The organism is Caballeronia sp. LZ001, from assembly GCF_031450875.1.
Classification (GTDB): Bacteria; Pseudomonadota; Gammaproteobacteria; order Burkholderiales; family Burkholderiaceae; genus Caballeronia.
In genome coordinates this window covers 1,142,533-1,164,598 of record NZ_JARTVX010000004.1, presented here as the reverse complement: position 1 = coordinate 1,164,598, position 22,066 = coordinate 1,142,533, and the positions used below count along the sequence as shown (strand labels likewise).

Genomic DNA, 22,066 nt, shown 5'->3' with positions numbered 1-22,066 from the left:
TGTCCCCATCCGCTACAGGAGCCTGAGATGACGTTTAACCAAGCACTCGCACTTTCACGCGCCTTCTGCGCCGCACTCGCTTTCATGTCGTTGTCGATGCCCATGCTCGCGCACGCGCAGGCCATTTATCCGTCGCCAGAAGCCGCCGCGGAGGCGCTCACCGATGCCATCGCCTCCAACGACGAAATCGCGCTTTCCAAGGTGCTCGGCAAGGACCACGCGCAGTATGTGCCGACCGACAGCATCGGCGAGCAGGATATCTATCAGTACCTTGGCTCGTGGGCCAAGGGGCATCGCATCGTCGAAGATGCCAAGCCGCTCGGCGGCCGTCGCAGCGCGCACGTGGAAGTGGGCGACAGCGGCTGGACGCTGCCGATCCCGCTCGTGAAGGCGGCCCAGGGCTGGCGCTTCGACATGCCCGCCGCGCGCGATGAAGTGCTGACGCGGCGTATTGGCCGCAACGAGCGTTCGGTGATCCAGGTCGCGCTCGCTTTCGTCGATGCTCAAAACGACTTTCGGAAGCTCACGAACCACTACGCGCTGCGCTTTCTGAGCACGCACGGCACGCACGACGGCCTTTACTGGGACGCCGCGCCCGGTGAACCCGAAAGCCCGCTCGGCCCGCTCGCCGCCACCATGCCCGACAAGACCGACACGGCCGATGCCTACTACGGTTATCACTACCGCATTCTCACGGCGCAGGGGCCGCATGCGAAAGGCGGCGCGATGAACTACCTGCAGGACGGAAACCTGAGCCGGGGTTTCGCCATGATCGCGTGGCCGGCAAAGTATGGGCAGACGGGCGTGATGTCGTTCATCGTCAATCAGGACGGGCAGGCGTACGAGAAGAATCTGGGCGCAGCGACGCCGCGCACGGCGGCGGCGATCAAGTCGTTCGATCCGGATTCGTCGTGGCAGCCGGTCGCGCAGTGAGAAGGCCGGCCTGAACGATGCGCGCGTCGCCGAATCGGAGCGGCGGCGCGCACCGCCCAGAACGCCACGAAGCCCTCGGCGGTATAATTTCGCCCTTCCCCAGGGTGCGAAGACACCCGGCGATGCCCGCGAACAAACGCGGCATCATCGCGCCGGGCGCTGCGAGTCCGACGCCCGGACATCTCTCTCGCCCATCCTCGATCCGAATCCGATTCGCCATGACTGCCCAACTCATCGACGGCAACGCCCTCTCCAAGACTCTTCGCGCCGATGTCGCCCGGCGCGCCGCCGCCCTCACCGCTCGCGGCCACAAGCCTGGCCTCGCGGTCGTGCTGGTGGGCGACAATCCGGCAAGCGAGGTCTACGTGCGCAACAAGGTCAAGGCGTGCCACGACAACGGCCTGCATTCGGTGTTCGACCGCTTTCCCGCGACGCTCGCCGAGAACGAATTGCTCGCGCACATCGACAAGCTGAACGCCGATCCCGCGATCCACGGCATTCTCGTGCAATTGCCGCTGCCCGCGCATATCGACAGCCATAAGGTGATCGAAGCGATCGCTCCGCAAAAGGACGTCGACGGCTTCCACGTCGCCAACGCGGGCGCGCTCCTGACGGGCAAGCCGCTCTTTCGTCCGTGCACGCCCTATGGCGTGATGAAGATGTTCGAGGCGCACGGCATCGACCTGAAGGGCGCGAACGCGGTGGTGATCGGCCGCTCGAATATCGTCGGCAAGCCCATGGCGCTCCTGCTCCTCGAAGCGGGCGCGACCGTCACCATCTGCCACAGCAAGACGCGCGATATCGCCAGCTTCACGCGCAACGCCGATGTCGTCGTGGCCGCCACGGGCCGCCGCAATATCCTGACCGCCGACATGGTGAAGCCGGGCGCGACGGTGATCGACGTCGGCATGAATCGCGACGATGCCGGCAAGCTCTGCGGCGACGTGGATTTCGTGAACGTGAAGGAAGTGGCCGGCTTCATCACGCCGGTGCCGGGCGGCGTCGGACCGATGACCATCACCATGTTGCTCGTCAACACCGTCGAAGCGGCCGAACGCGCGGCGCTGGACTAAGCGACCAAGCGGCCGGAGCTGGCACGAAAAGAATTTCATCCATTAATCGGCCCGTTAAAAACAAACCATTGGATTTTGCCCACGCCGCCCTTAAATAATGCTCGAATAGAGCAAACGAACGAAGGTTTGGGCGCCTCGCGCCCGCACCCGAATCAGCATGTATTAGCAAGTAAGGGAGAGTCATGAGCGATACCATCCAAGCCACCACGAACGCCGCAGCCAATCCGCTGCTCGATTTTTCCGACCTGCCGCGTTTTGGGGACATCAAGCCCGAACATGTGACGCCCGCGCTCGACGTGCTGCTCGCCGCCGCGAAAGGCGCCGTCGATCGCGCGAGCGCGCCCGAGACGCCCGCCACCTGGACGGATATCGTGGAGGCAGTTGAACTCGAATCGGAAAAGCTGTCGCGCGCGTGGGGTGTCGTCGGCCATCTGAACGCGGTGGCGGACACGCCCGAACTGCGTGCCGCTCACGCCGCGAATCTGCCGCGCGTGACCGAGTTCTCGGCGAGCGTCGGTCAGAATCTCGCCCTCTACGAAAAGTACAAGGCGATTGCGGCCGGCCCCAACTTCGAGAGCCTTTCCCCCGAACGCAAGAAGATTCTCGAGAACTCGCTGCGCGACTTCCGTCTGTCCGGCGCGGAGCTTTCCGAGGACCGCAAGCCGCGCTTCGCCCAGTTGCAGGAAGAACAGGCCGCGCTCTCGAAGGCGTTTTCGGATCACGTGCTCGATTCGACCAACGCATATGCCTATTACGTCACGCAGCAAAGCGAACTTGCAGGCCTGCCCGACGACGTGATCGAAGCGGCACACGAAGCCGCCCAGCGCGAAGGCAAGGAAGGCTGGAAGTTCACGCTGCACTTCCCGTCGTATTTCCCGGTGCTGCAGTATTCGGAGCATCGGCCGATGCGTGAGGCGATGTATCGCGCGTATGTCACGCGTGCGTCGGAACTCGGCGAGACCTACGGCAAGGGCCGGGCCGAGTGGGACAACACGCAGAACATCGTGGAGAACCTGGCGCTGCGTCTCGAAGAAGCGCGCACGCTCGGCTACCAGAACTTCGCGGAAGTGTCGCTTGCACCGAAGATGGCCGAGTCGCCCGCGCAAGTGATCGCGTTCCTGGAAGACCTCGCAAAGCGCGCGCGTCCCTATGCCGAAAACGACTGGATGGAACTGCGCGCGTTCGCCGCCACCGAACTCGGCATGCCCGAACTGCAACCGTGGGACATCGCGTTCGCGGCGGAGCGTCTGCGTCAGAAGCGCTATTCGTTCTCCGAGAACGAAGTGAAGCAGTACTTTCCGCAGGAAGCCGTGCTCAAGGGGCTGTTCAAGGTCACCGAAACGCTCTTCAATGTCTCGATCCGCCGTGACGAAGCCGCCGTTTGGAACAAGGACGTGCGCTTCTTCCGTGTGGAAAACCAGGACGGCACGCTCGTCGCGCAGTTCTACCTCGACCTGTACGCGCGCGAAGGCAAGCGCGGCGGCGCATGGATGGACGACGCCCGCTCACGCCACAAGCGCGCGCAAGGCGGCGTGCAGACGCCGGTCGCCTATCTCACCTGCAACTTCTCGGCGCCCGTCGGCAACAAGTCTGCGTGCTTCACCCACGACGAAGTCATCACGCTGTTCCATGAATTCGGCCACGGTCTGCATCACATGCTGACGCGTATCGAGGAAATGGGCGTGTCGGGCATTAACGGCGTCGAGTGGGATGCGGTCGAATTGCCGTCGCAGTTCATGGAGAACTTTTGTTGGGAGTGGGACGTGCTGACCGACATGTCGTCACACGTCGAAACGGGCGCACCGCTGCCGCGAGAACTCTTCGACAAGATGCTGGCGGCCAAGAATTTCCAGAGCGGTCTCGGCACCTTGCGGCAGATCGTGTTCTCCATGTTCGATCTCGTCCTGCACACGTCTTACGATCCGGCGGACAGCACGCAGAACGTCAACGACCTGGCACGCGAGATCAACGAGAAGTTCCACGTGATTCCGCAAACCTCGTTTTCGCGCTGGCCGAACACGTTCAGCCATATCTTCGCGGGCGGTTATGCGGCCGGCTACTACAGCTACAAGTGGGCCGAAGTGCTTTCCGCCGATGCCTACGCCGCGTTCGAGGAAGCCGCGAAGCTCGCGAACGGTTCGGTGCTGGATGCACAGACGGGAACGCGGTATCGCCGGGAGATTCTCGAAGTCGGCGGCAGCCGTCCCGCGATGGATTCGTTCAAGGCCTTTCGCGGACGCGAGCCGAACATCGACGCGCTGTTGAGGCATAACGGCATGGCGGGATAAATCGAAAAGGGGGCTTCGGCCCCCTTCGTTTTTATCCGCGTTATTGTCCGCCTAGCGCCAGAGTTTGAAGTCGACGCTTGGCGGCCGTCCCTCCAGCGCAAGCGTTGCGCGCACGGCGGGACTTCGGCTCACGACCTTTCCTCGTCTCACCACGGCCACGCGCGCCGCGCGCAGGCGAATGGCTTCGATCGGATCGCGTGCGTCGAGCACGACGCAATCCGCGTTGCATCCCACTTCCAGCCCATAACCTTCGATGCCCAGAATGCGCGCAGGCGTCGTCGTCACCGCATCGAACGCGGCGCGCATGCCATCCTGGCTCGTCATCTGCGCGACGTGCAATCCCATGTGCGCCACTTCAAGCATGTCACCGGAGCCCAGGCTGTACCACGGGTCCATCACGCAGTCGTGTCCGAAGGCAACATCGACGCCTGCCGCCATCAGCTCGGGCACGCGCGTCATGCCGCGCCGCTTCGGATACGTATCCGATCTGCCCTGTAACGTGATGTTGATGAGCGGATTGGCAATCGCCGCGACGCCCGACTCGCGAATCAGCGGGATGAGCTTGCTCACGTAGTAGTTGTCCATCGAATGCATGGACGTAAGATGCGAGCCGGTCACGCGGCCTTGCAGACCGAGCCGGTGCGTTTCGGCGACGAGCGTTTCGATGTGACGCGACATGGGATCGTCCGATTCGTCGCAGTGCATGTCGACGCGCAAACCCTGCTCCGCCGCGTATTCGCACAGCAGTTTCACGGACGCCGCACCGTCGGCCATGGTGCGTTCGAAGTGAGGAATGCCGCCGACCACATCGACGCCGAGCGCAATCGAGCGCTTGAGATTTTCGAACGCGCCGGCGCTGCGCAGCACGCCGTCTTGCGGAAACGCGACGAGTTGCAAATCGAGATACGGCTTCACACGCCGCTTGACTTCGAGCAAGGCTTCGACCGCGAGCAGACGCGGATCGCAGACATCGACGTGCGTGCGAATGGCGAGCAAGCCGCGCCCGACCGCCCAGTCGCAATATTGCATCGCGCGTTCGACGAGCGCTTCCTGCGTGAGTTCGGGCTTGAGTTCGCCCCACAGCGCGATGCCTTCCAGCAGGGTGCCGGACGCGTTCACGCGCGGCAAGCCGTAAGAGAGCGTCGCGTCCATGTGAAAGTGGGCATCGACGAAAGGCGCGGTGACGAGCGAACCGTCGGCGTCGATTTCCTCGCGCGCGGTGGCGCTCAAATGCGGCTCGATGGCGACGATGCGCCCCGCTTCCATGCCGATGTCGACCAATTCGCGACCGCGCACGAGCGCCGCGCGGCGAATGATGAGATCCATGTAAGAACCCTCCGCTGTAAGGCTGTTCGTCCGATTGTAGCGGGACAGAAAAGCCGTGCGGGCTTGTTTGGATGACGCGCAAAGCGCGCTAGTGGGCTGTGCGTTGCGACGTTGCGGCGTTTGGAGGACAGATGCCACGTTAAGACAACGTGCCGACCTTGCCGGATGACGCGCGTTACAAGCGCGTGCTCGTCTCGCGCGGCAGAGCGGCGTACTAGCGAAAAGGCGCATCGCCTCGCATGGCAAAGCGCACGCGACGATGCGCTCACGCGCCACTTCGTCGCCTTCATGCACGCGCGGAGAAAGACCCCGCTACGCCTGGCCTTCGAGCTTGGCAAGCAACGTCGCTTTGACGCCGGGCCATTCGTCGTCGATGATCGAAAAGCGCACCGAGTTGCGCTTGCGGCCATCGGGCATGATGCGCTCGTGCCGCACGATTCCTTCCTGTTTCGCGCCGATGCCGAGTATCGCCGCGCGCGACTTCGCATTGAGTTCGTCGGTGGTGAACTGCACGCGCACGCACTGCATGGTTTCAAACGCGTGCGTGAGCAGGAGCAGCTTGGCTTCGGTGTTGATGCCCGTGCGTTGCGCCGATGCCGCGAGCCACGTATGACCGATCTCCTGCTTGCGGTTCGCGCGATCGATTTTCCAGAAGCGCGTGCTGCCGGCAACCTTGCCCGTGTCGCGGCGCACGATCACGAATGGCATGACGGTGCCGGCATCGCGACCGGCGAGCGCGGCATCGATATAGCGGGCGATGGTGTCGGCGTTCGGCACGACGGTGACCGCGAGATTCCAGAGCTCGCCGTCGGCGGCGGCATCGAGCAAGGCTTGGGCGTCATCGCGTTGCAGCGGGCGAAGCTGGACGCGCGGTCCTTCGAGCGTCGGTTGAGGATCGGTCATGGCGTTTTGTGAGCGTGGCGGCGAATGGCATGATCGCATGGAGGCGCGGGCTTCGGCACGCCACCAGACGGCCGAGGCCTACAGAAAGCCGAATGTGCCCGCTGATTCGTGGCATTCGTGAACGGCGACGACCCTATTGAGCCGGGGCAGCACCGCTCGCCGTCTGCGCGTCCGATATCGTGAGAACGCGTCCGGTTCGTCTACGGAGCCGCAAGGTAATCGTTAATCGAAAAGACCGCGCGCCCGACTCGCGAGATTCCGGCTCGAGCCATCACGCCGCTCAACCCGCCATATCGCCATCCCGTTGCGGCGCTTCAGCCTCCTCGTCCTGCGGCATGTCCCTAGGCATCGCCTCCTCCACCGGCAACGTGAACCAGAACCGCGCGCCGCCATCGGCACGATTCTCCGCGCCGATGCGCCCGCCATGCGCCTCGACAATCGCCCGGCAGATCGCAAGCCCAAGCCCGATGCCCGGTTTCGCCGACTCCTTCTCCCCACGCGTGAACTTCTCGAACAAGCGCCCTTCGCTACCGGCAGGCACGCCCGGACCGTCGTCGTCGATACACACGCGCACGACGCGGCCATCGCCATCCTGCTCGGCCGCCGCGCTTATGCGTATGGCGGAACCCGCAGGCGTGTACTTCGCCGCGTTCTCCAGAAGGTTCGCGAAGAGCCGCTCCATCAGCACGGCATCGAGCATGAGAAGCGGCAGATCGGCGGGAACGCGCACCTGCACCGGACGGCCGGCGAGCGTCCGGCGCATGACGTTGAGCGCCGCGCCGACGGTCTCCTCGAGCATCGACCACTGACGGTTCAGCCGCACCGCGCCCGCCTGCAAACGCGCCATGTCGAGCAGATTCGTCACGAGCCCGCTCATGCGCAACGCTTCCTCGTGGATAGCATGGATCAGTTCGCGCGACGACGCTTCCGACGCCCCGCCCTCCAGCAACGACGCAAAGCCGACGATCGATGTCAGCGGCGTGCGCAGATCGTGCGATATCGCGGCCAGCAAGGCATTGCGCATGCGCTCCGATTCCATGTTGACGAGCGCGTCCTGCGCGATCTCCACGTAGTGCACGCGCTCCAGCGCCAGCGCGATTTGCGCCGCGAAGGTTTCGATCATGCGCCGCTGCTCCGGCACGGCGAATTCGGCCTCGCGTCCCGTGACGAGCGCGAGCACGCCGCGCGTGCGCATCGGCGCCTTGAGCGGCAAGTAGAGCGCCGCAGCGGCCGGCAGCGTTTCCGCGCCATGTCCCGCGGGCTTTTGCTGATCGTAGACCCACTGCGCGATATCGATATCCAGACGTGCGGCATCAAGCGCCGTGTCGGGATTCGGCTCGCCCACTTTCTGGCGCACTTGTTCGGCGGCATCGGGCAGCAGAATCGCGACCTTCGCCTGAAAAATCTCCGCGACATGGCGCGTGCCGATCTCGATGATCTGCTCGGTCATCAAGGCGGCCGCAAGCTCCTTGGTCATCGCGTACATGGCGCTCGTGCGCCGTTCCCGTTGCGATGCAATGCGCGCCTCGCGCCGCAAACTCGACGTGAGATGGCTGATGGTGAGCGAAGTCAGCAGCATCACGATGAAGGTCAGCAGATACTGCGTGTCCGTCACGGAGAACGACAGCGTCGGCGGCACGAAGAAGTAATCGAACGCGGCGACGGAGAGAAACGAGAGCATGACGCCCGGCCCGCGTCCGAGCCGTACCGCCGCGAAGATCACGCCCAGCAGATACAGCATCACGAGATTAGTGATCGCGAAATGGCGCGCTTCCAGGAAGTTCGCGACGACCGTAATGGCCGCACCGATGACGAGCGCAAGAAGGTACGCATGCGGCGGCGAATGCGCGGTGAACGACATTGCGTAGTTCGTGCGCGGTTCGTCGCGTGGACCGGTGGACACGAGCGTCACGTCGATATCCGCCGCCTGCCGCACGATGCGCTCGGTCATCGGCGTATCGAAGAGGCGCCGCCATCCGCCGGGCAAGGACGCACCCGCCACGAGCTTCGACACGTTGCGCATGCGCGCATAAGCGATGAGCGTGGCCGCCGCATCGGCGCCATCCAGCGTGACGGTTTCCGCGCCGAGTTCGGCGGCGAGCTTGAGGGCGTCGAAGGTGCGTTGACGCGTGTCATCGGGAAGGCGTTGCAGGCGCGGCGTCTCCACGTACACCGCGAGCCAGTCCGCCTTCAGCGCGCTCGCGAGCCGCGCCGCCGCACGCACCAGCGCCGCGCTTTCCGGGCCCGGACCGATGCACGCGATCAGCCGTTCGCGCGCGCGCCAGATACGCTCGATGGATTGATCGGCACGATACTCGCGCATCTGCGCATCGACGCGATCGGCGGTGCGCCGCAACGCCAGTTCGCGCAGCGCGATGAGATTGCCCTTGCGAAAGAAGTTGCGCACCGCATGCTCGGCCTGTTGCGGCAGATAGACCTTGCCGTCGCGCAGACGGTCGAGCAACTCTTCGGGCGGCAGGTCGACGAGCGTGACTTCGTCGGCGCGATCGAACACGCGGTCGGGCACCGTCTCCCATACGCGAATGCCGGTGATACGCCCGACGATATCGTTGAGACTTTCGAGGTGCTGGACATTGACCGTGGTGTATACGTCGATGCCCGCATCGAGCAGTTCCTGCACGTCCTGCCAGCGCTTCAGATGCCGCGAACCTTGCACGTTCGCGTGCGCGAGTTCGTCGACGAGGATCAGTTGCGGCTTGCGGGCGAGCGCGGCGTCGAGATCGAATTCGGCGAGAAGCCGCCCGCGATACTCGATGCGCGCAGGCGGCAGAACGTCGACTCCTTCGAGCAGCGCAAGCGTCTCTTTCCGCCCATGCGTTTCGACGACGCCCGCGACCACGTCGACACCCTCTTCGCGCAAACGCCGCGCGGCCTGCAACATGGCGAACGTCTTGCCTACACCCGCCGATGCTCCGAAAAAAATCTTCAGCCGGCCGCGCTGACGCTGCGCTTCCTCACGTTGCAGTTTGTCGAGGAGTTCATCGGGAGTGGGACGGGTCATCGTGGGCGGCGGATTGCTTCAAGCGTGATCGATCATCGAACATCGTCGAGCGCGAGATTCAATTTAAGCACATTCACTCGCGGCTCTCCGAAGAGACCGAACTGTCTACCGGACGTTGCCTGCGCGACGAGCGTTTCGACCCGTGCGCGCGGCAGGCCGCGCGCCTTCGCCACGCGTTCGACCTGATACGCCGCCGCTGCCGGACTGATCTCGGGATCGAGCCCGCTGCCCGAAGACGTCACGAGGTCGACAGGCGCGGACGCCGGATCGTCGAGCGCGGTGATCCGCGACTTGATCTCATCGGCGAGCGCGGGATTCGTCGGACCGAGGTTCGAGCCGCTCGACGCGCTCGCGTTATACGGGTTCGGCGTGGTCGCCGAGAGACGGCCCCAGAAGTAGCGCGGGGCATCGAATTGCTGGCCGATCAGTTCCGAACCGACCGCCTTCCCATCTCGCTCGATGATGCTGCCGTTCGCCCGATGCGAGAACGCCGCCTGTCCGAGCGCCGTCACGATGGCCGGATAAAGCAAGCCGGTCACGACAGTCAGCGCGAGCAGCAGCACGATCGCGGGACGCAAGAGGTTCTTCATGTTCATCTCCATTATTGCCAGCCGAGTGCGCTGATGGTCATGTCGATCAGCTTGATGACCGGAAACGGCAACACGATGCCGCCCAGCCCGTAGATCAGCAAATTACGCCGCAAGAGCGAAGCTGCGCCGAGCGCGCGATACTTCACGCCCTTCAACGCGAGCGGAATCAGAAACACGATGATCAGCGCATTGAAGATCACCGCCGAGAGAATCGCCGACGACGGCGACGCGAGATGCATCACGTCGAGCACGCGCAATTGCGGATACGTCGTCGCGAACGCGGCCGGGATGATCGCGAAATACTTGGCCACGTCGTTGGCGATGGAAAACGTGGTGAGCGAACCGCGCGTCATCAGCATCTGCTTGCCGATCTCGACGATCTCGATCAGCTTGGTCGGATTCGAATCGAGATCGACCATGTTGCCCGCTTCCTTCGCGGCCTGCGTGCCGGTGTTCATCGCGACGGCGACATCGGCCTGGGCGAGCGCGGGCGCGTCGTTGGTGCCGTCGCCGGTCATCGCCACGAGCCGCCCTTCGGCCTGATGCGCGCGGATGGTCGCGAGCTTCGTCTCCGGCGTGGCTTCGGCGAGATAATCGTCGACGCCCGCTTCGGCGGCAATCGCGGCGGCGGTCAAGCGGTTGTCGCCCGTCACCATCACGGTCTTGATGCCCATCTTGCGCAGTTCGGCAAAGCGCTCGCGAATACCGCCCTTCACGATGTCCTTCAGCTCGATCACGCCGAGCGCGCGCGCGCCGCCTTCGAGCATGCGTTCCGCGACGACGAGCGGCGTGCCGCCGCGTCGCGCGATTTCATCCACGGCGCTCTGCACTTCCTGCGGAAAACGCCCGCCGTGTTCCTCGATGTACTTCTTCACCGCGAGCGCCGCGCCCTTGCGAATCTCGCGGTCGGGAAGATCCACCCCGCTCATGCGCGTCTGCGCGGAGAACGCCAGAAACGTCGCGTGCAAGCTGGCCATGTCGCGTTCGCGGATGTTGAAGCGTTGCTTGGCCAGCACCACGATGCTGCGTCCTTCCGGCGTTTCGTCGGCGAGCGAGGCGAGTTGCGCGGCATCGGCGAGTTCGCGTTCATCGACCCGCGGCGCGGGCGCGAACGAAGACGCCTGCCGGTTGCCGAGCGTGATCGTGCCGGTCTTGTCGAGCAGGAGCACGTCGACATCGCCGGCGGCTTCGACCGCGCGGCCCGAGGTCGCGATGACGTTCGCCTGCATCATGCGGCTCATCCCCGCCACGCCGATGGCGGACAGCAGGCCGCCGATGGTCGTCGGGATCAGGCAGACGAGCAAGGCCACGAGCGCGGTGATGCTCACTACGTGGCCCGCCTTCGCGGCATCGACGGCGAACATGGAGAACGGCAAGAGGCTCGCGGTGGCGAACAGCAAGACGAGCGTGAGCGCGACGAGCAAGATGGTGAGCGCGATTTCGTTCGGCGTCTTCTGACGCTTCGCGCCTTCGACCATGGCGATCATGCGGTCGAGAAACGCCTCGCCCGGATTCACGCTCACTCGCACGACGATCCAGTCCGACAGCACGCGCGTGCCGCCCGTCACCGACGAGAAGTCGCCGCCCGACTCGCGGATCACGGGCGCGGATTCACCCGTGATCGCGGATTCATCGACCGATGCCACGCCTTCGATCACTTCGCCATCGGCGGGAATCGCGTCGCCCGCTTCGACGAGCACGACATCGCCGCGCCGCAGATCCGTCGATGCGACGATGCGGATCGGCGACTTCGGATGCGGCTCGTTGAGCTTTTTGGCGACCACGTTGTGCTTGGCGTTGCGCAACGACGCCGCCTGCGCCTTCGAGCGCCCTTCCGCGAGCGCTTCCGCGAAGTTGGCGAAGAGCACCGTGAACCACAGCCATAACGCGATCGCGAGGATGAAGCCCGCGGGCGCTTCGGCCTGGCCCGCGAGCGCGGCGATCCAGAGCACGGTCGTGAGAATGCTGCCGACGTACACGCAGAACATCACGGGGTTTCGCAACTGCGTGCGCGGCGCGAGCTTGACGAACGAATCGACGATCGCGGGCTTCACGAGCGCGGGATCGAACATCGAACGGGCCGCCGTGCGCGTCTGCCCGGTATTGTCCGGACGATGCAGCGGCGCTTGATTCATTTGATTCATGCTTTCCTCGAGATTCAGTGGCCGGCGATCATGCCGAGATGCTCGACGACCGGCCCGAGCGCGAGCGCGGGGACGTACGTGAGCGCGCCGACCAGCACCAGCGTGCCGAGCAGCAACACGACGAAGAGCGGTCCGTGCGTGGGCAGCGTGCCCGCCGTCACCGCGAGGCGCTTCTTGGCCGCGAGCGATCCCGCGATGGCGAGCACCGGAATGATCGAACCGAAGCGGCCGAACCACATCGCGATGCCGAGCAGGACGTTATAGAACGGCGTGTTCACCGAAAGCCCCCCGAACGCGCTGCCGTTGTTGTTGGCGGCGGAACTGAAGGCATAGAGCACTTCGGAGAAGCCGTGCGCGCCGGGATTGGCGATACCTGCCGTTCCCGCCACGCTCAGCACGGCGATCGAGGTGCCCGCGAGCACGATGAACGGCGTGAGCAAAATGGTGATCGACACCATCTTCATCTCGAACGATTCGATCTTCTTGCCCGCGTATTCGGGCGTGCGGCCGATCATCAGCCCCGCGACGAACACCGCGAGCAACGCGAACACGAGCATGCCGTAGAGCCCCGACCCGACGCCGCCGAAGATCACTTCGCCAAGCTGGATGAGCAGCATCGGCACGAGCCCGCCGAGCGGCGTCAGCGAATCGTGCATGTTGTTGACGGCGCCGCATGAGGCCGCGGTCGTCGCCACCGTGAAGATGCCCGATTGCGCAATGCCGAAGCGCGTTTCCTTGCCTTCCATGTTGCCGCCCGATTGCAGCGCGGACGCGGTCGTATCGACATGCAGCGACGCATAGACCGGATTGCCCGACTGTTCCGCCGCGATCTCGCTCCAGCAGGCGGCGGCGAACGCGATGGTCATGGCCGCGAGCACCGCATAGCCTTGCCGCTTGTCGCCGACCATGCGCCCGAAGACGACGCATAACGCCGCCGGAATGACGAGCATGGCGAGCATCTGCACGAAGTTTGCAAACGGCGTCGGGTTCTCGTACGGATGCGCGGAGTTCGCGTTGAAGAAGCCGCCACCGTTGGTGCCGAGCATCTTGATGGCTTCCTGCGACGCGACGGGGCCCATCGGCAGCGTTTGCTTGTCGTTCTTGAGCGTTTGCGTGACGGCCTTGCCTTGCGCGTCCGTCGACTGCGCCTGATACGTCGTGACTTGCAGCGTCGAGACGTCCCGATACGCCTTGAAGTTCTGGATCACGCCCTGACTCACGAGCAACACCGACACCACGACCGCAAGCGGCGCGAGCACGTACAACGTGGTGCGCGTGAGATCGACCCAGAAGTTGCCGATGGTCTGCACCGAATGCCGCTTGAAACCGCGAATCAGCGCGATGACGACGGCGATGCCCGTCGCCGCCGAAAGGAAGTTCTGCACGGTCAGGCCGAGCATTTGCGCGAGATAGCCGAGCGTGCTTTCACCGCCGTAGTCCTGCCAGTTCGTGTTGGTCACGAAGCTCACGGCGGTGTTGAAGGCGGCGTCGGGCGTCATCGCGCCGAAGCCTTGCGGGTTGGCGGGCAGCAGATGCTGCACGCGCAGCAAGCCGTACAGCGCGAGCGTGCCGAGCGCGTTAAAGAGCAGCACGGCGAGTGCGTAGTGCTTCCACGACATTTCCGCTTCGGGGTCGACGCCGGCCATGCGGTAGATGAATCGTTCGACGGGTCGTGTCTTTCTCACGATCACCGATGAGCCATCGAGCACGTTCGCGATGTATCGGCCGAGCGGGATGGCGAGCGCGATCAGCACGACGATGAAGAGTGTTGTCTGCATCAGCGAATTGGCGTTCATTCGAGGTTCTCCGCGTCGAGAAGCGCATAAACGAGGTACGCGAAGAGCAGCAGCGTCGAAGCGGCGGCGAGCCACATCATCCAGGCGTTCATGCGCGGCCTCCCTGAACGCGGTTGCGCAGTAGCGCGCAGCCACGCGTGAGGGCCACGCACAGGGCCCAGAACAGGGCTATGCCGGCGAGGTAAAGCAGGTCCATTGAGACGTTCTCCCCTATCGGTTTCCGGATAGGGTGGAGATTAGGGGAGGACGCGTAAAGGGTTGGATAAGGTTGGAGGGGGCGGTGTAAAAATGGTGTAAAGAGGCGCTTCGACCGCAGCTTTGCGAAGCACGCGCCAGGCTGCCGAAGCCGATCCGCCATGACATGGCGGTATCATTCGGGATGGCTATCCGCACTTGAATTGCCTTGCGCACGAAGTCCGGCGCACTCGACCTCACCAGAACCAAAGATAATCGTCGTCCCCATGAAAATCGCCACCTGGAACGTCAACTCGCTCAAAGTCCGCCAGCAGCACGTCATCGACTGGCTGGCTTCCTCCAACGTCGACGTCCTGTGTCTTCAGGAACTCAAGCTCCCCGACGAAAAGTTTCCGCGCGCCGAACTCGCGGCTGTCGGTTTCAAAAGCTGGTTCGCGGGACAGAAGACCTATAACGGCGTCGGCATTCTGGTGCGCGACGGCATGGAAGTGGACGAGGTGAACGTCATTCGCAATATCCCCGGTTTCGAGGATTTGCAGCAGCGCGTAATCGCGGCGACGGTGGAAGGCGTGCGCATTGTGTCGGCGTATTTTCCGAACGGCCAGGCGCCCGGCACCGAGAAGTTCGCCTACAAGATGCGCTGGCTCGACGCGCTGCGTGAATGGCTGCGCGGTGAGATGGCGCATCATTCGAAGCTCGCGTTACTCGGCGACTACAACATCGCGCCAGACGACCGCGACGTGCACGACCCGAAAGCGTGGGAAGGACAGAATCTCGTATCGCCCGAGGAGCGCGCGCACTTCGTGCAACTCGTCGAACTCGGCCTGACCGATGCCTTCCGCAAGTTCGAGCAGCCCGAAAAGCTCTATACGTGGTGGGATTATCGAATGATGGCGTTCCGCCGGAACATGGGTCTGCGTATCGACCATATCTTGCTGTCGGCGGAACTCTCGGCGCTATGCACTTCATGCGAAGTCGATAAAGCGCCGCGCAAATGGGACCAGCCATCCGACCACGCGCCGGTGATCGCGACGCTCGGCTGACCCCATTTGCTCCAAATCACGCGTCCAAATGCAGTTCCTGAATCTTGCGCGTGATGGTATTGCGGCCAATGCCCAGACGCTCGGCCGCTTCTACTTTCCGGCCGCGCGTGAAGTCGAGTGCTTCGCGAATCACGGCAGCCTCGAAACGGCGCGCGAGTTCGTCCATGACGTCGGCCGAATTCTCACGCAAAAGGCGCGCGACTTCCGTGCGCAAGCCGTTCTCCCAAACGCCAGCCGGCGTTCCGGCCAACGGCGCCGCGACGCCGTTGGTGACTGCGGGCCCCGCCGTCATCGCGCCATCGGGCAACACCGCAATGCTCTCCGCCGACGCATAGTCCTGTCGCGGCGTGAGGTCGGGTGGCAAGTCCTTCTGCTCGATGACTTGCGCGGGCGCCATCACCGTCAGCCAGTTGCACAAGTTCTCCAACTGGCGCACGTTGCCCGGAAACGGCAGCGACGCCAGATAAGCAATCGCTTCATCCGAAACGCGCTTGGGCTCGACGCCCAAATCACGCGCGCTCTTCTGCAGAAAATGCCGCGTGAGCAAGGGAATGTCTTCGCTGCGTTCACGCAACGCGGGCAAGCGCAGGCGAATCACGTTGAGCCGGTGATACAAGTCCTCGCGAAACAAACCCTGCCGCACGCGCGATTCGAGATTCTGATGCGTCGCCGCGATCACGCGCACGTTCGCCTTGAGCGGATTGTGTCCGCCCACGCGATAAAACTGTCCATCGGAGAGCACGCGCAGCAAGCGGGTCTGCAAGTCGAACGGCATGTCGCCGATTTCATCGAGGAACAGCGTGCCGTTTTCCGCCTGCTCGAAACGCCCTTGCCGCATGGCCTGCGCGCCGGTGAACGCGCCGCGCTCGTGACCGAATAGTTCGGATTCCAACAAATCCTTCGGAATCGCCGCCGTATTCAGCGCGATGAACGGTCCGTTCGCGCGCGGGCTATGTCGGTGCAAGGCGCGCGCGACAAGCTCCTTTCCGGTGCCTGATTCGCCCGTGATGAGCACGGTCGCCGCCGAATGCGACAAGCGGCCGATGGCGCGAAACATGTCCTGCATGGCCGGCGCCTGGCCGAGCATCTCGGGCGTTTCCGTCACGCGCTCGTCGAAGGCGGACTCGCCGCGCATGGACTCGTCGACGGCGCGGCGGATCAGCTCGACGGCCTTGTCGACATCGAAAGGCTTCGCGAGATATTCGAACGCGCCGCCCTGGAATGCGGCCACCGCACTATCCAGATCCGAGAACGCCGTCATGATGATGACTGGCAAGCCCGGCAAGCGGTCACGCACCGTTTGCAGCAATTCGAGGCCCGAGCCGCCTGGCATGCGGATGTCGGAGACGAGCACTTGCGGGCTGTCGTGCTCGAGCGCGGCGAGCGCGTCGCGCACGCCGGAGAAACTGCGCGTCGTGAAGTTCTCACGTGCGAGTGCTTTCTCAAGCACCCATCGGATTGATTGGTCGTCGTCTACTATCCAGATCGGCTTCATATCGTTCGGCGAGAAGTCTTCGTGTGGTTCGGTGTGAGCCCGTCGAAACGGTCAGGCTTCAAGGCTTGGAGCGCAATCGCGTCGTAAATTAGCGGCCAGGGATGTGCGTCGTTTGGATTCAGGTCGATGATCCTCAGTTTCCGAATGGCAACAGCATGGCGAACTCGGTGCAACCGGGCTTGCTCTCCACTTCGATCAGCCCGTCGTGCTGATGCACGAACGACTGCGCGAGCGTAAGACCCAGACCGCTGCCATCTTCCCGGCCCGACACGAGCGGAAAGAAAATCCGGTCGCGAATCTCACTAGGAATGCCGGGACCGTTGTCAGTGATATGCAAGTCCAATGCCAGTTTGTGCAGCTTTTTGCCAATGGTCACCTTGCGCGCAATGCGCGTACGCAGTTCGATCTTGGCGTCGCCTTGCGAGATGCGCTCTCTCAACGCTTCGGCCGCGTTGCGCACGATGTTGAGGAGCGCTTGAATCAGTTGTTCCTTGTCGCCGCGCAGGTCGGGCACGCTCACGTCGTAATCGCGTTCGATGGTGAGGCCGCGCGGAAACTCCGCGAGGATCACCGCGCGCACGCGCTCGCAGACTTCGTGGATGTTCACATCGCCCACGATATGCGGATGCCGGTGCGGTTCCAGCAAGCGATCGACGAGCGTCTGCAGCCGATCCGATTCCTTGATGATGACCTGCGTGTATTCGCGCAACTCGTCGCGTTCGCGCGCGCCGAGTTCGAACTCGAGCAGCTGCGCGGCCCCGCGAATTCCGCCAAGCGGATTTTTGATCTCGTGCGCGAGGTTGCGGATGAGCTGCTTGTTTACCGCCGTGAGATCGTGAATGCGCTCTTCGCGGTCGGTGCGCAAATGCCGTTCGTTCTCGAAGAGTTCGAGCAGCACGTAATCGGTGGCGACTTCCAGATACGCGACGATCGCATGCACATGAAACGCCTCGCGCCCGGGGCGTTCGAGCATGGCATCGAGCCGCGTCGCGTTGAAGCGGTTTTCCGCGATGGATGCGATGGTCGTCGCCAGTTCCTCGGAGTTGGCGAAGAGATTGGGCCAGTGCGTCTGCGTGAGTTGCTTGCGCGACATCTCCAGCATCGACTCCGCCGACGGGTTCGCGTACGCGATGCGCTGCGTGCGTTTGTCGAGCACGAGCACGACGGTCGGCAACGCTTCGAGTCCCGGCAGAAGACCGGTTCCCGCGAGTTGGGTGTCGTCGGAGAGTGCGTCGGCATGCCCTTTGCGGGCCTTGATCAGATTCTTAAGCACCATCGAGCTTTAAAAAGGGTGGCCAATGAGGTCGCTCGTGAAACTCGATCTTCTTCTTTCTTTGTGACTGCATGTGACACGCGTCAGCCACGCGGCGATTAAAAAAGGGACGGCGCGCCGTCCCTTTTTCGTGTTCGCCTAGGGCATGCGCCGCGCGCTTCATCGACCAGCCGTCTACGAAGCGCATCGACGTCATGCGTTGGCGGCGCTTACAGCGAGTAGTACATCTCGAACTCGACCGGATGCACCGACTGACGATAACGTTGCAGCTCGTTCGTCTTCAGTTCGATGTACGCGTCGAGCATCGAATCCGTGAACACGCCGCCGCGCGTCAGGAACTCGCGATCCGCGTCGAGTGCGTCGAGTGCCTGATCGAGGCCGGCACACACGGTCGGGATCTTTGCATCTTCTTCCGGCGGCAGGTCGTACAGATTCTTGTCCGCGGCTTCGCCCGGATGAATCTTGTTCTGCACGCCGTCGAGACCCGCCATCATCAGCGCGGAGAAGCACAGGTACGGATTCGCGAGCGGATCCGGGAAGCGCGTTTCGATACGGCGGCCCTTCGGGTTGCTCACGTGCGGAATGCGGATGGATGCCGAACGGTTGCGAGCCGAGTAAGCCAGCTTCACAGGCGCTTCGAAGTGCGGCACGAGACGCTTGTACGAGTTCGTACCCGGATTCGTGATCGCGTTCAGCGCGCGTGCATGCTTGATGATGCCGCCGATGTAGAACAGCGCGAATTCCGACAGCCCCGCGTAGCCATTGCCCGCGAACAGGTTCTGACCGTCCTTCCAGATCGACTGGTGAACGTGCATGCCCGAACCGTTGTCGCCGACGATAGGCTTCGGCATGAACGTCGCCGTCTTGCCGTACGTATGCGCCACGTTGTGGATGATGTACTTCATCTGCTGCAGCCAGTCCGCGCGCTGAACCAGCGTCGAGAACTTGGTGCCGATTTCGTTTTGGCCCTGGCCCGCCACTTCGTGGTGGTGAACTTCGACCGGAATGCCGATCTGTTCGAGCAACAGGCACATTTCAGAACGCATGTCCTGGAACGTGTCGACCGGCGCGACCGGGAAATAGCCGCCCTTCGTGCCCGGACGGTGGCCGGTGTTGCCGCCTTCGAATTCCTTCGCCGACGACCACGGCGCTTCTTCCGAGCCGATCTTGACGAACGTGCCCGACTGATCCGTGTTCCATTGCACCGAGTCGAAAATAAAGAATTCCGGCTCCGGACCGAAGAACGCGGTGTCGCCGAGACCCGAGCTCTTCAGATATGCCTCAGCGCGCTTCGACAGCGAACGCGGGTCGCGCTCGTAGCCCTTGCCGTCGGCCGGCTCGACCACGTCGCAGGTCAGAACCAGCGTGGACTCTTCGTAGAACGGGTCGATGAACGCGGTATCCGCATCGGGGATGAGCAACATGTCCGATGCTTCGATGCCCTTCCAGCCGGCGATGGACGAACCGTCGAAAGCGTGGCCGCTTTCAAATTTGTCTTCGTCGAATGCCGAGACCGGCACGGAAACGTGTTGTTCTTTGCCGCGCGTGTCGGTGAAGCGGAAATCGACAAACTTGACGTCTTCGTCCTTGACGAGCTGAATGACGTCGGCCACGGATTTACTCATTACCTATCTCCTGATTAACAAAAGTCGGCGAAAACCTTTCGCCGCCCCGACCGAATCCTGTACCGCTGAAACAATCGTGGTTTGAAAAGCAGCTTCCATGCCAAGCGCACCAATCTTGCGCTAAGCAATTGAAGCGGCGCGCGTTTTTTGTGAAACGATGATGCTTTATCGAGCCGGCCGCTTAGTCGTAAGCCGACCGTTCGCACTAATTCGGTGCGCGACAATTCGGATCTACCGAGGCGCGCCCGATTTTCGTGCATTCGTCTTATCTTGCACCAATTTGACCCAGTAAGGTTGCCGCGATTCCAGCCCTCGGCACCGCTCAGAGTCTGGCACGCTAAAATGAATTTTTGCGCTTTACCGGAGACTACGCGCCATGAGCACGCTCGAACAACTTTATGGCCAGGCCGCGAGCCGGGCCACGGAAAACAAGCTGACCTACGCGGGCGCCTTCCTTCCCGCCGAAGCCTTCGAACTGCTGCAACTCGACCCGCGTACGCGTCTCGTCGATGTCCGCACACGCGCCGAACTCGACTGGGTCGGACGTCCCGCTGTCGATAGCGCGCAATACGCGCATATCGAATGGATTCGCTATCCCGGCTCGGTGCCGAACGGCGAGTTTATCGAACAATTGCGGCAGGTCGCCACTCCGGATACGCCGGTGCTCTTTCTGTGCCGCAGCGCCGCGCGCTCCAAGCTCGCCGCGGTCGCCGCGCAGAAAGAAGGGTTCATGAAAGCGTATGACCTGCTCGAAGGTTTCGAGGGAGACAAAAACGGGCAAGGGCATCGGAAGACGGTGTCGGGATGGTGCTTTCGCGGCTTGCCTTGGATGGGCGCATAAGCGTCGCCGTTCGTTCACTCGCCTGCGTCGAGCAACACCCGCACGCGCGCCACGCGTAATTCGTCGACCGGCTCCGAGCCTTTTCCATCCACGCGCACGCCAGAGCCGAAATGCACGGCCTTCACGCCTGTCGCGGCGGCGAACGGTGCGACCGCATCCACGATGAAACCAGCGCCCGCGAGCACCGTGCAATGCGTTTCCGCCGCTTGCGCGACGAGCGCCTTGATAACCGGTCCGGCTTCCAGCACGGATGGCTTGCCGCCCGATGTCAGCACGTTCGTGACGGCGTCGAAGCGCAAAAGCGTCTCGAACGCAGCGGGCAAGTCGCGGGCTTCGTCGATCGCGCGATGGAAGGTGAGCGGCAAACCGTCGGCGGCATCGATCACGCGCTCTAGCGCTTCGGTGTCGACATCGCCATGTGCGTTCAACATGCCGACGACGATCGCGTTGGCGCCCGTCTTCGCGATTGCGCGGACGTCGCGTTCGATGACCGCGAAATCGTCAGCATCGTAGACGAAAGAACGGCTGTGCGGCCGCACGATGACGTTCACCGGAATTCGCACCGCCTCCACCACCGACTCGATCAGGCCGATGCTCGGCGTCAACCCGCCCTCGCCGATCGCCGTGATCAGTTCAAGCCGATTGGCGCCGCCACGCTCGGCGGCGCGCGCGTCGGAAACAGTCGTTGCGATGACTTCGAGCAGAATCACGCCGCGTCCTCCGGCGGCGCTTCGACCACTTCGCCGCCCAGGGCGAGCACGCCCTCGCGCAACACTTCGAACGCGGCGTTGGCCTGATCCGGCTCGCCCTTCACGCCGAGGTCGATATGCGAACGCGCATAGAGCGCGCCGCGCGCGGCATCGCCCACGCTCGGCAGGCTGAAGGCGCGCACGCCGTCGAAATCGCGTTCGATGGTCACCATGAGCGGCGTGATGCGCGACTCCGGCAGCCCGAACACGAGCAACGAGCGCTCGATATAAGGCGTCGCGTGATGCAGATGCGCGTACTTGGTATCGAGCACCCATTCGATCATTGGCCACGCCATGACGGGAAAGCCCGGCACGAAATGATGATCGCCGACGGAAAAGCCCGGAATCTTGTTGTAGCTGTTCGGAATGATCGCCGCGCCCTGCGGAAACGTCCCCATGTTCAGCCGATGCAGATTCTCCGGCGAATCGAGGTCATACGGTTTGTCGCCGGCCGTCTCGCGGATGCGCTCGCGGATCAGTTCCGCCGCTTCCGGCTGCAGTTCGAGCGGCCGGCCGAGCGCCTTGGCCGCGCATTGACGCGTGTGATCGTCGGGTGTCGCGCCGATGCCGCCGGTCGAAAACACGATATCGCTCGAAGCAAAGGTGCGCGCGAGCGTCGCGGTGATGCGCGCGGGATCGTCGCCGACGTATTCGGCCCAATCGAGCGAGAGCCCGCGCGCGCTCAGCAATTCGATGATTTTCGGCAGATGCTTGTCCGTGCGCCGGCCTGAAAGAATCTCGTCGCCGATGATGATGACGCCAATGCCCAT

The 22,066-nt window shown here is 63.3% G+C and carries 17 protein-coding genes; 5 read left to right on the top strand and 12 right to left on the bottom strand.

Going from position 1 to position 22,066, the window contains the following annotated elements; all coding sequences use genetic code 11:
- The first annotated feature begins 27 nt into the window (after positions 1–27).
- The 3 genes from P9292_RS15935 (at position 28) to P9292_RS15925 (ending at position 4,294) form a co-directional block, all read left to right on the top strand.
- Positions 28–933: a DUF2950 domain-containing protein gene (locus tag P9292_RS15935; protein WP_409015166.1), complete on the top strand. Its 906-nt coding sequence runs from the start codon at positions 28–30 to the stop codon at positions 931–933.
- A 218-nt stretch (positions 934–1,151) separates the two neighbouring features.
- Positions 1,152–2,006, top strand: coding sequence for a bifunctional methylenetetrahydrofolate dehydrogenase/methenyltetrahydrofolate cyclohydrolase FolD (folD, locus tag P9292_RS15930; RefSeq protein ID WP_309959955.1), 855 nt, complete (start codon positions 1,152–1,154; stop codon positions 2,004–2,006).
- Between the two features lie 182 nt (positions 2,007–2,188).
- Positions 2,189–4,294, top strand: coding sequence for a M3 family metallopeptidase (locus P9292_RS15925; RefSeq protein WP_309959953.1), 2,106 nt, complete (start codon positions 2,189–2,191; stop codon positions 4,292–4,294).
- Positions 4,295–4,345: 51 nt separating this feature from the next.
- Here P9292_RS15925 and P9292_RS15920 read toward each other — a convergent pair whose 3' ends face one another.
- From P9292_RS15920 to P9292_RS15890, 7 genes are all read right to left on the bottom strand, one after another.
- Positions 4,346–5,620: an amidohydrolase family protein gene (locus P9292_RS15920; protein WP_309959951.1), complete on the bottom strand. Its 1,275-nt coding sequence runs from the start codon at positions 5,618–5,620 to the stop codon at positions 4,346–4,348.
- Positions 5,621–5,932: 312 nt separating this feature from the next.
- Positions 5,933–6,523: a GNAT family protein gene (locus P9292_RS15915; RefSeq protein WP_309959950.1), complete on the bottom strand. Its 591-nt coding sequence runs from the start codon at positions 6,521–6,523 to the stop codon at positions 5,933–5,935.
- A 280-nt stretch (positions 6,524–6,803) separates the two neighbouring features.
- Positions 6,804–9,545, bottom strand: a complete 2,742-nt coding sequence (locus tag P9292_RS15910) for a sensor histidine kinase KdpD (protein WP_309959948.1) — start codon at positions 9,543–9,545, stop codon at positions 6,804–6,806.
- A 32-nt stretch (positions 9,546–9,577) separates the two neighbouring features.
- Positions 9,578–10,135, bottom strand: coding sequence for a potassium-transporting ATPase subunit KdpC (gene kdpC, locus P9292_RS15905; RefSeq protein ID WP_250492141.1), 558 nt, complete (start codon positions 10,133–10,135; stop codon positions 9,578–9,580).
- A gap of 11 nt (positions 10,136–10,146) precedes the next feature.
- Entirely contained in the window at positions 10,147–12,279 is a 2,133-nt protein-coding gene (gene kdpB / locus P9292_RS15900; protein ID WP_284503046.1) for a potassium-transporting ATPase subunit KdpB, read from the bottom strand.
- Positions 12,280–12,293: 14 nt separating this feature from the next.
- Positions 12,294–14,075: a potassium-transporting ATPase subunit KdpA gene (gene kdpA, locus P9292_RS15895; protein ID WP_309959945.1), complete on the bottom strand. Its 1,782-nt coding sequence runs from the start codon at positions 14,073–14,075 to the stop codon at positions 12,294–12,296.
- On the bottom strand, positions 14,072–14,167 hold the full coding sequence (locus P9292_RS15890; protein ID WP_244827589.1) for a potassium-transporting ATPase subunit F: 96 nt from the start codon (positions 14,165–14,167) through the stop codon (positions 14,072–14,074). Before P9292_RS15890 ends, kdpA begins: the two co-directional genes overlap by 4 nt.
- Positions 14,168–14,536: 369 nt before the next feature.
- Here P9292_RS15890 and xth point away from each other — a divergent pair, with 369 nt between their 5' ends.
- Positions 14,537–15,313, top strand: a complete 777-nt coding sequence (gene xth / locus P9292_RS15885) for an exodeoxyribonuclease III (RefSeq protein WP_309959943.1) — start codon at positions 14,537–14,539, stop codon at positions 15,311–15,313.
- A 16-nt stretch (positions 15,314–15,329) separates the two neighbouring features.
- On the opposite strand, the gene ntrC is transcribed toward xth, so the two are convergent.
- The 3 genes from ntrC to glnA all read right to left on the bottom strand — a co-directional run bounded on the left by ntrC (position 15,330) and on the right by glnA (position 19,706).
- Positions 15,330–16,808 (bottom strand): nitrogen regulation protein NR(I), encoded by a 1,479-nt coding sequence (ntrC, locus tag P9292_RS15880; RefSeq protein WP_250492139.1) that lies wholly within the window; start codon positions 16,806–16,808, stop codon positions 15,330–15,332.
- Between the two features lie 133 nt (positions 16,809–16,941).
- The gene (glnL, locus tag P9292_RS15875) at positions 16,942–18,084 is read right to left on the bottom strand and encodes a nitrogen regulation protein NR(II) (protein WP_244827586.1); all 1,143 of its coding nucleotides are present in this window, start codon (positions 18,082–18,084) and stop codon (positions 16,942–16,944) included.
- A gap of 206 nt (positions 18,085–18,290) precedes the next feature.
- Positions 18,291–19,706, bottom strand: a complete 1,416-nt coding sequence (glnA, locus tag P9292_RS15870; protein ID WP_244827585.1) for a type I glutamate--ammonia ligase — start codon at positions 19,704–19,706, stop codon at positions 18,291–18,293.
- Between the two features lie 376 nt (positions 19,707–20,082).
- On the opposite strand from glnA, the gene P9292_RS15865 reads away from it, so the two are divergent.
- A complete protein-coding gene (locus P9292_RS15865; RefSeq protein ID WP_250464313.1) occupies positions 20,083–20,547 on the top strand; it encodes a rhodanese-like domain-containing protein in 465 nt (154 codons plus the stop codon).
- Between the two features lie 14 nt (positions 20,548–20,561).
- On the opposite strand, the gene P9292_RS15860 is transcribed toward P9292_RS15865, so the two are convergent.
- Complete coding sequence (locus P9292_RS15860) at positions 20,562–21,257, bottom strand: copper homeostasis protein CutC (protein WP_309959939.1); 696 nt, start codon at positions 21,255–21,257, stop codon at positions 20,562–20,564.
- The gene (locus P9292_RS15855; RefSeq protein ID WP_244827582.1) at positions 21,254–22,066 is read right to left on the bottom strand and encodes a molybdopterin-binding protein; all 813 of its coding nucleotides are present in this window, start codon (positions 22,064–22,066) and stop codon (positions 21,254–21,256) included. The genes P9292_RS15860 and P9292_RS15855 overlap by 4 nt, the downstream gene beginning before the upstream one ends.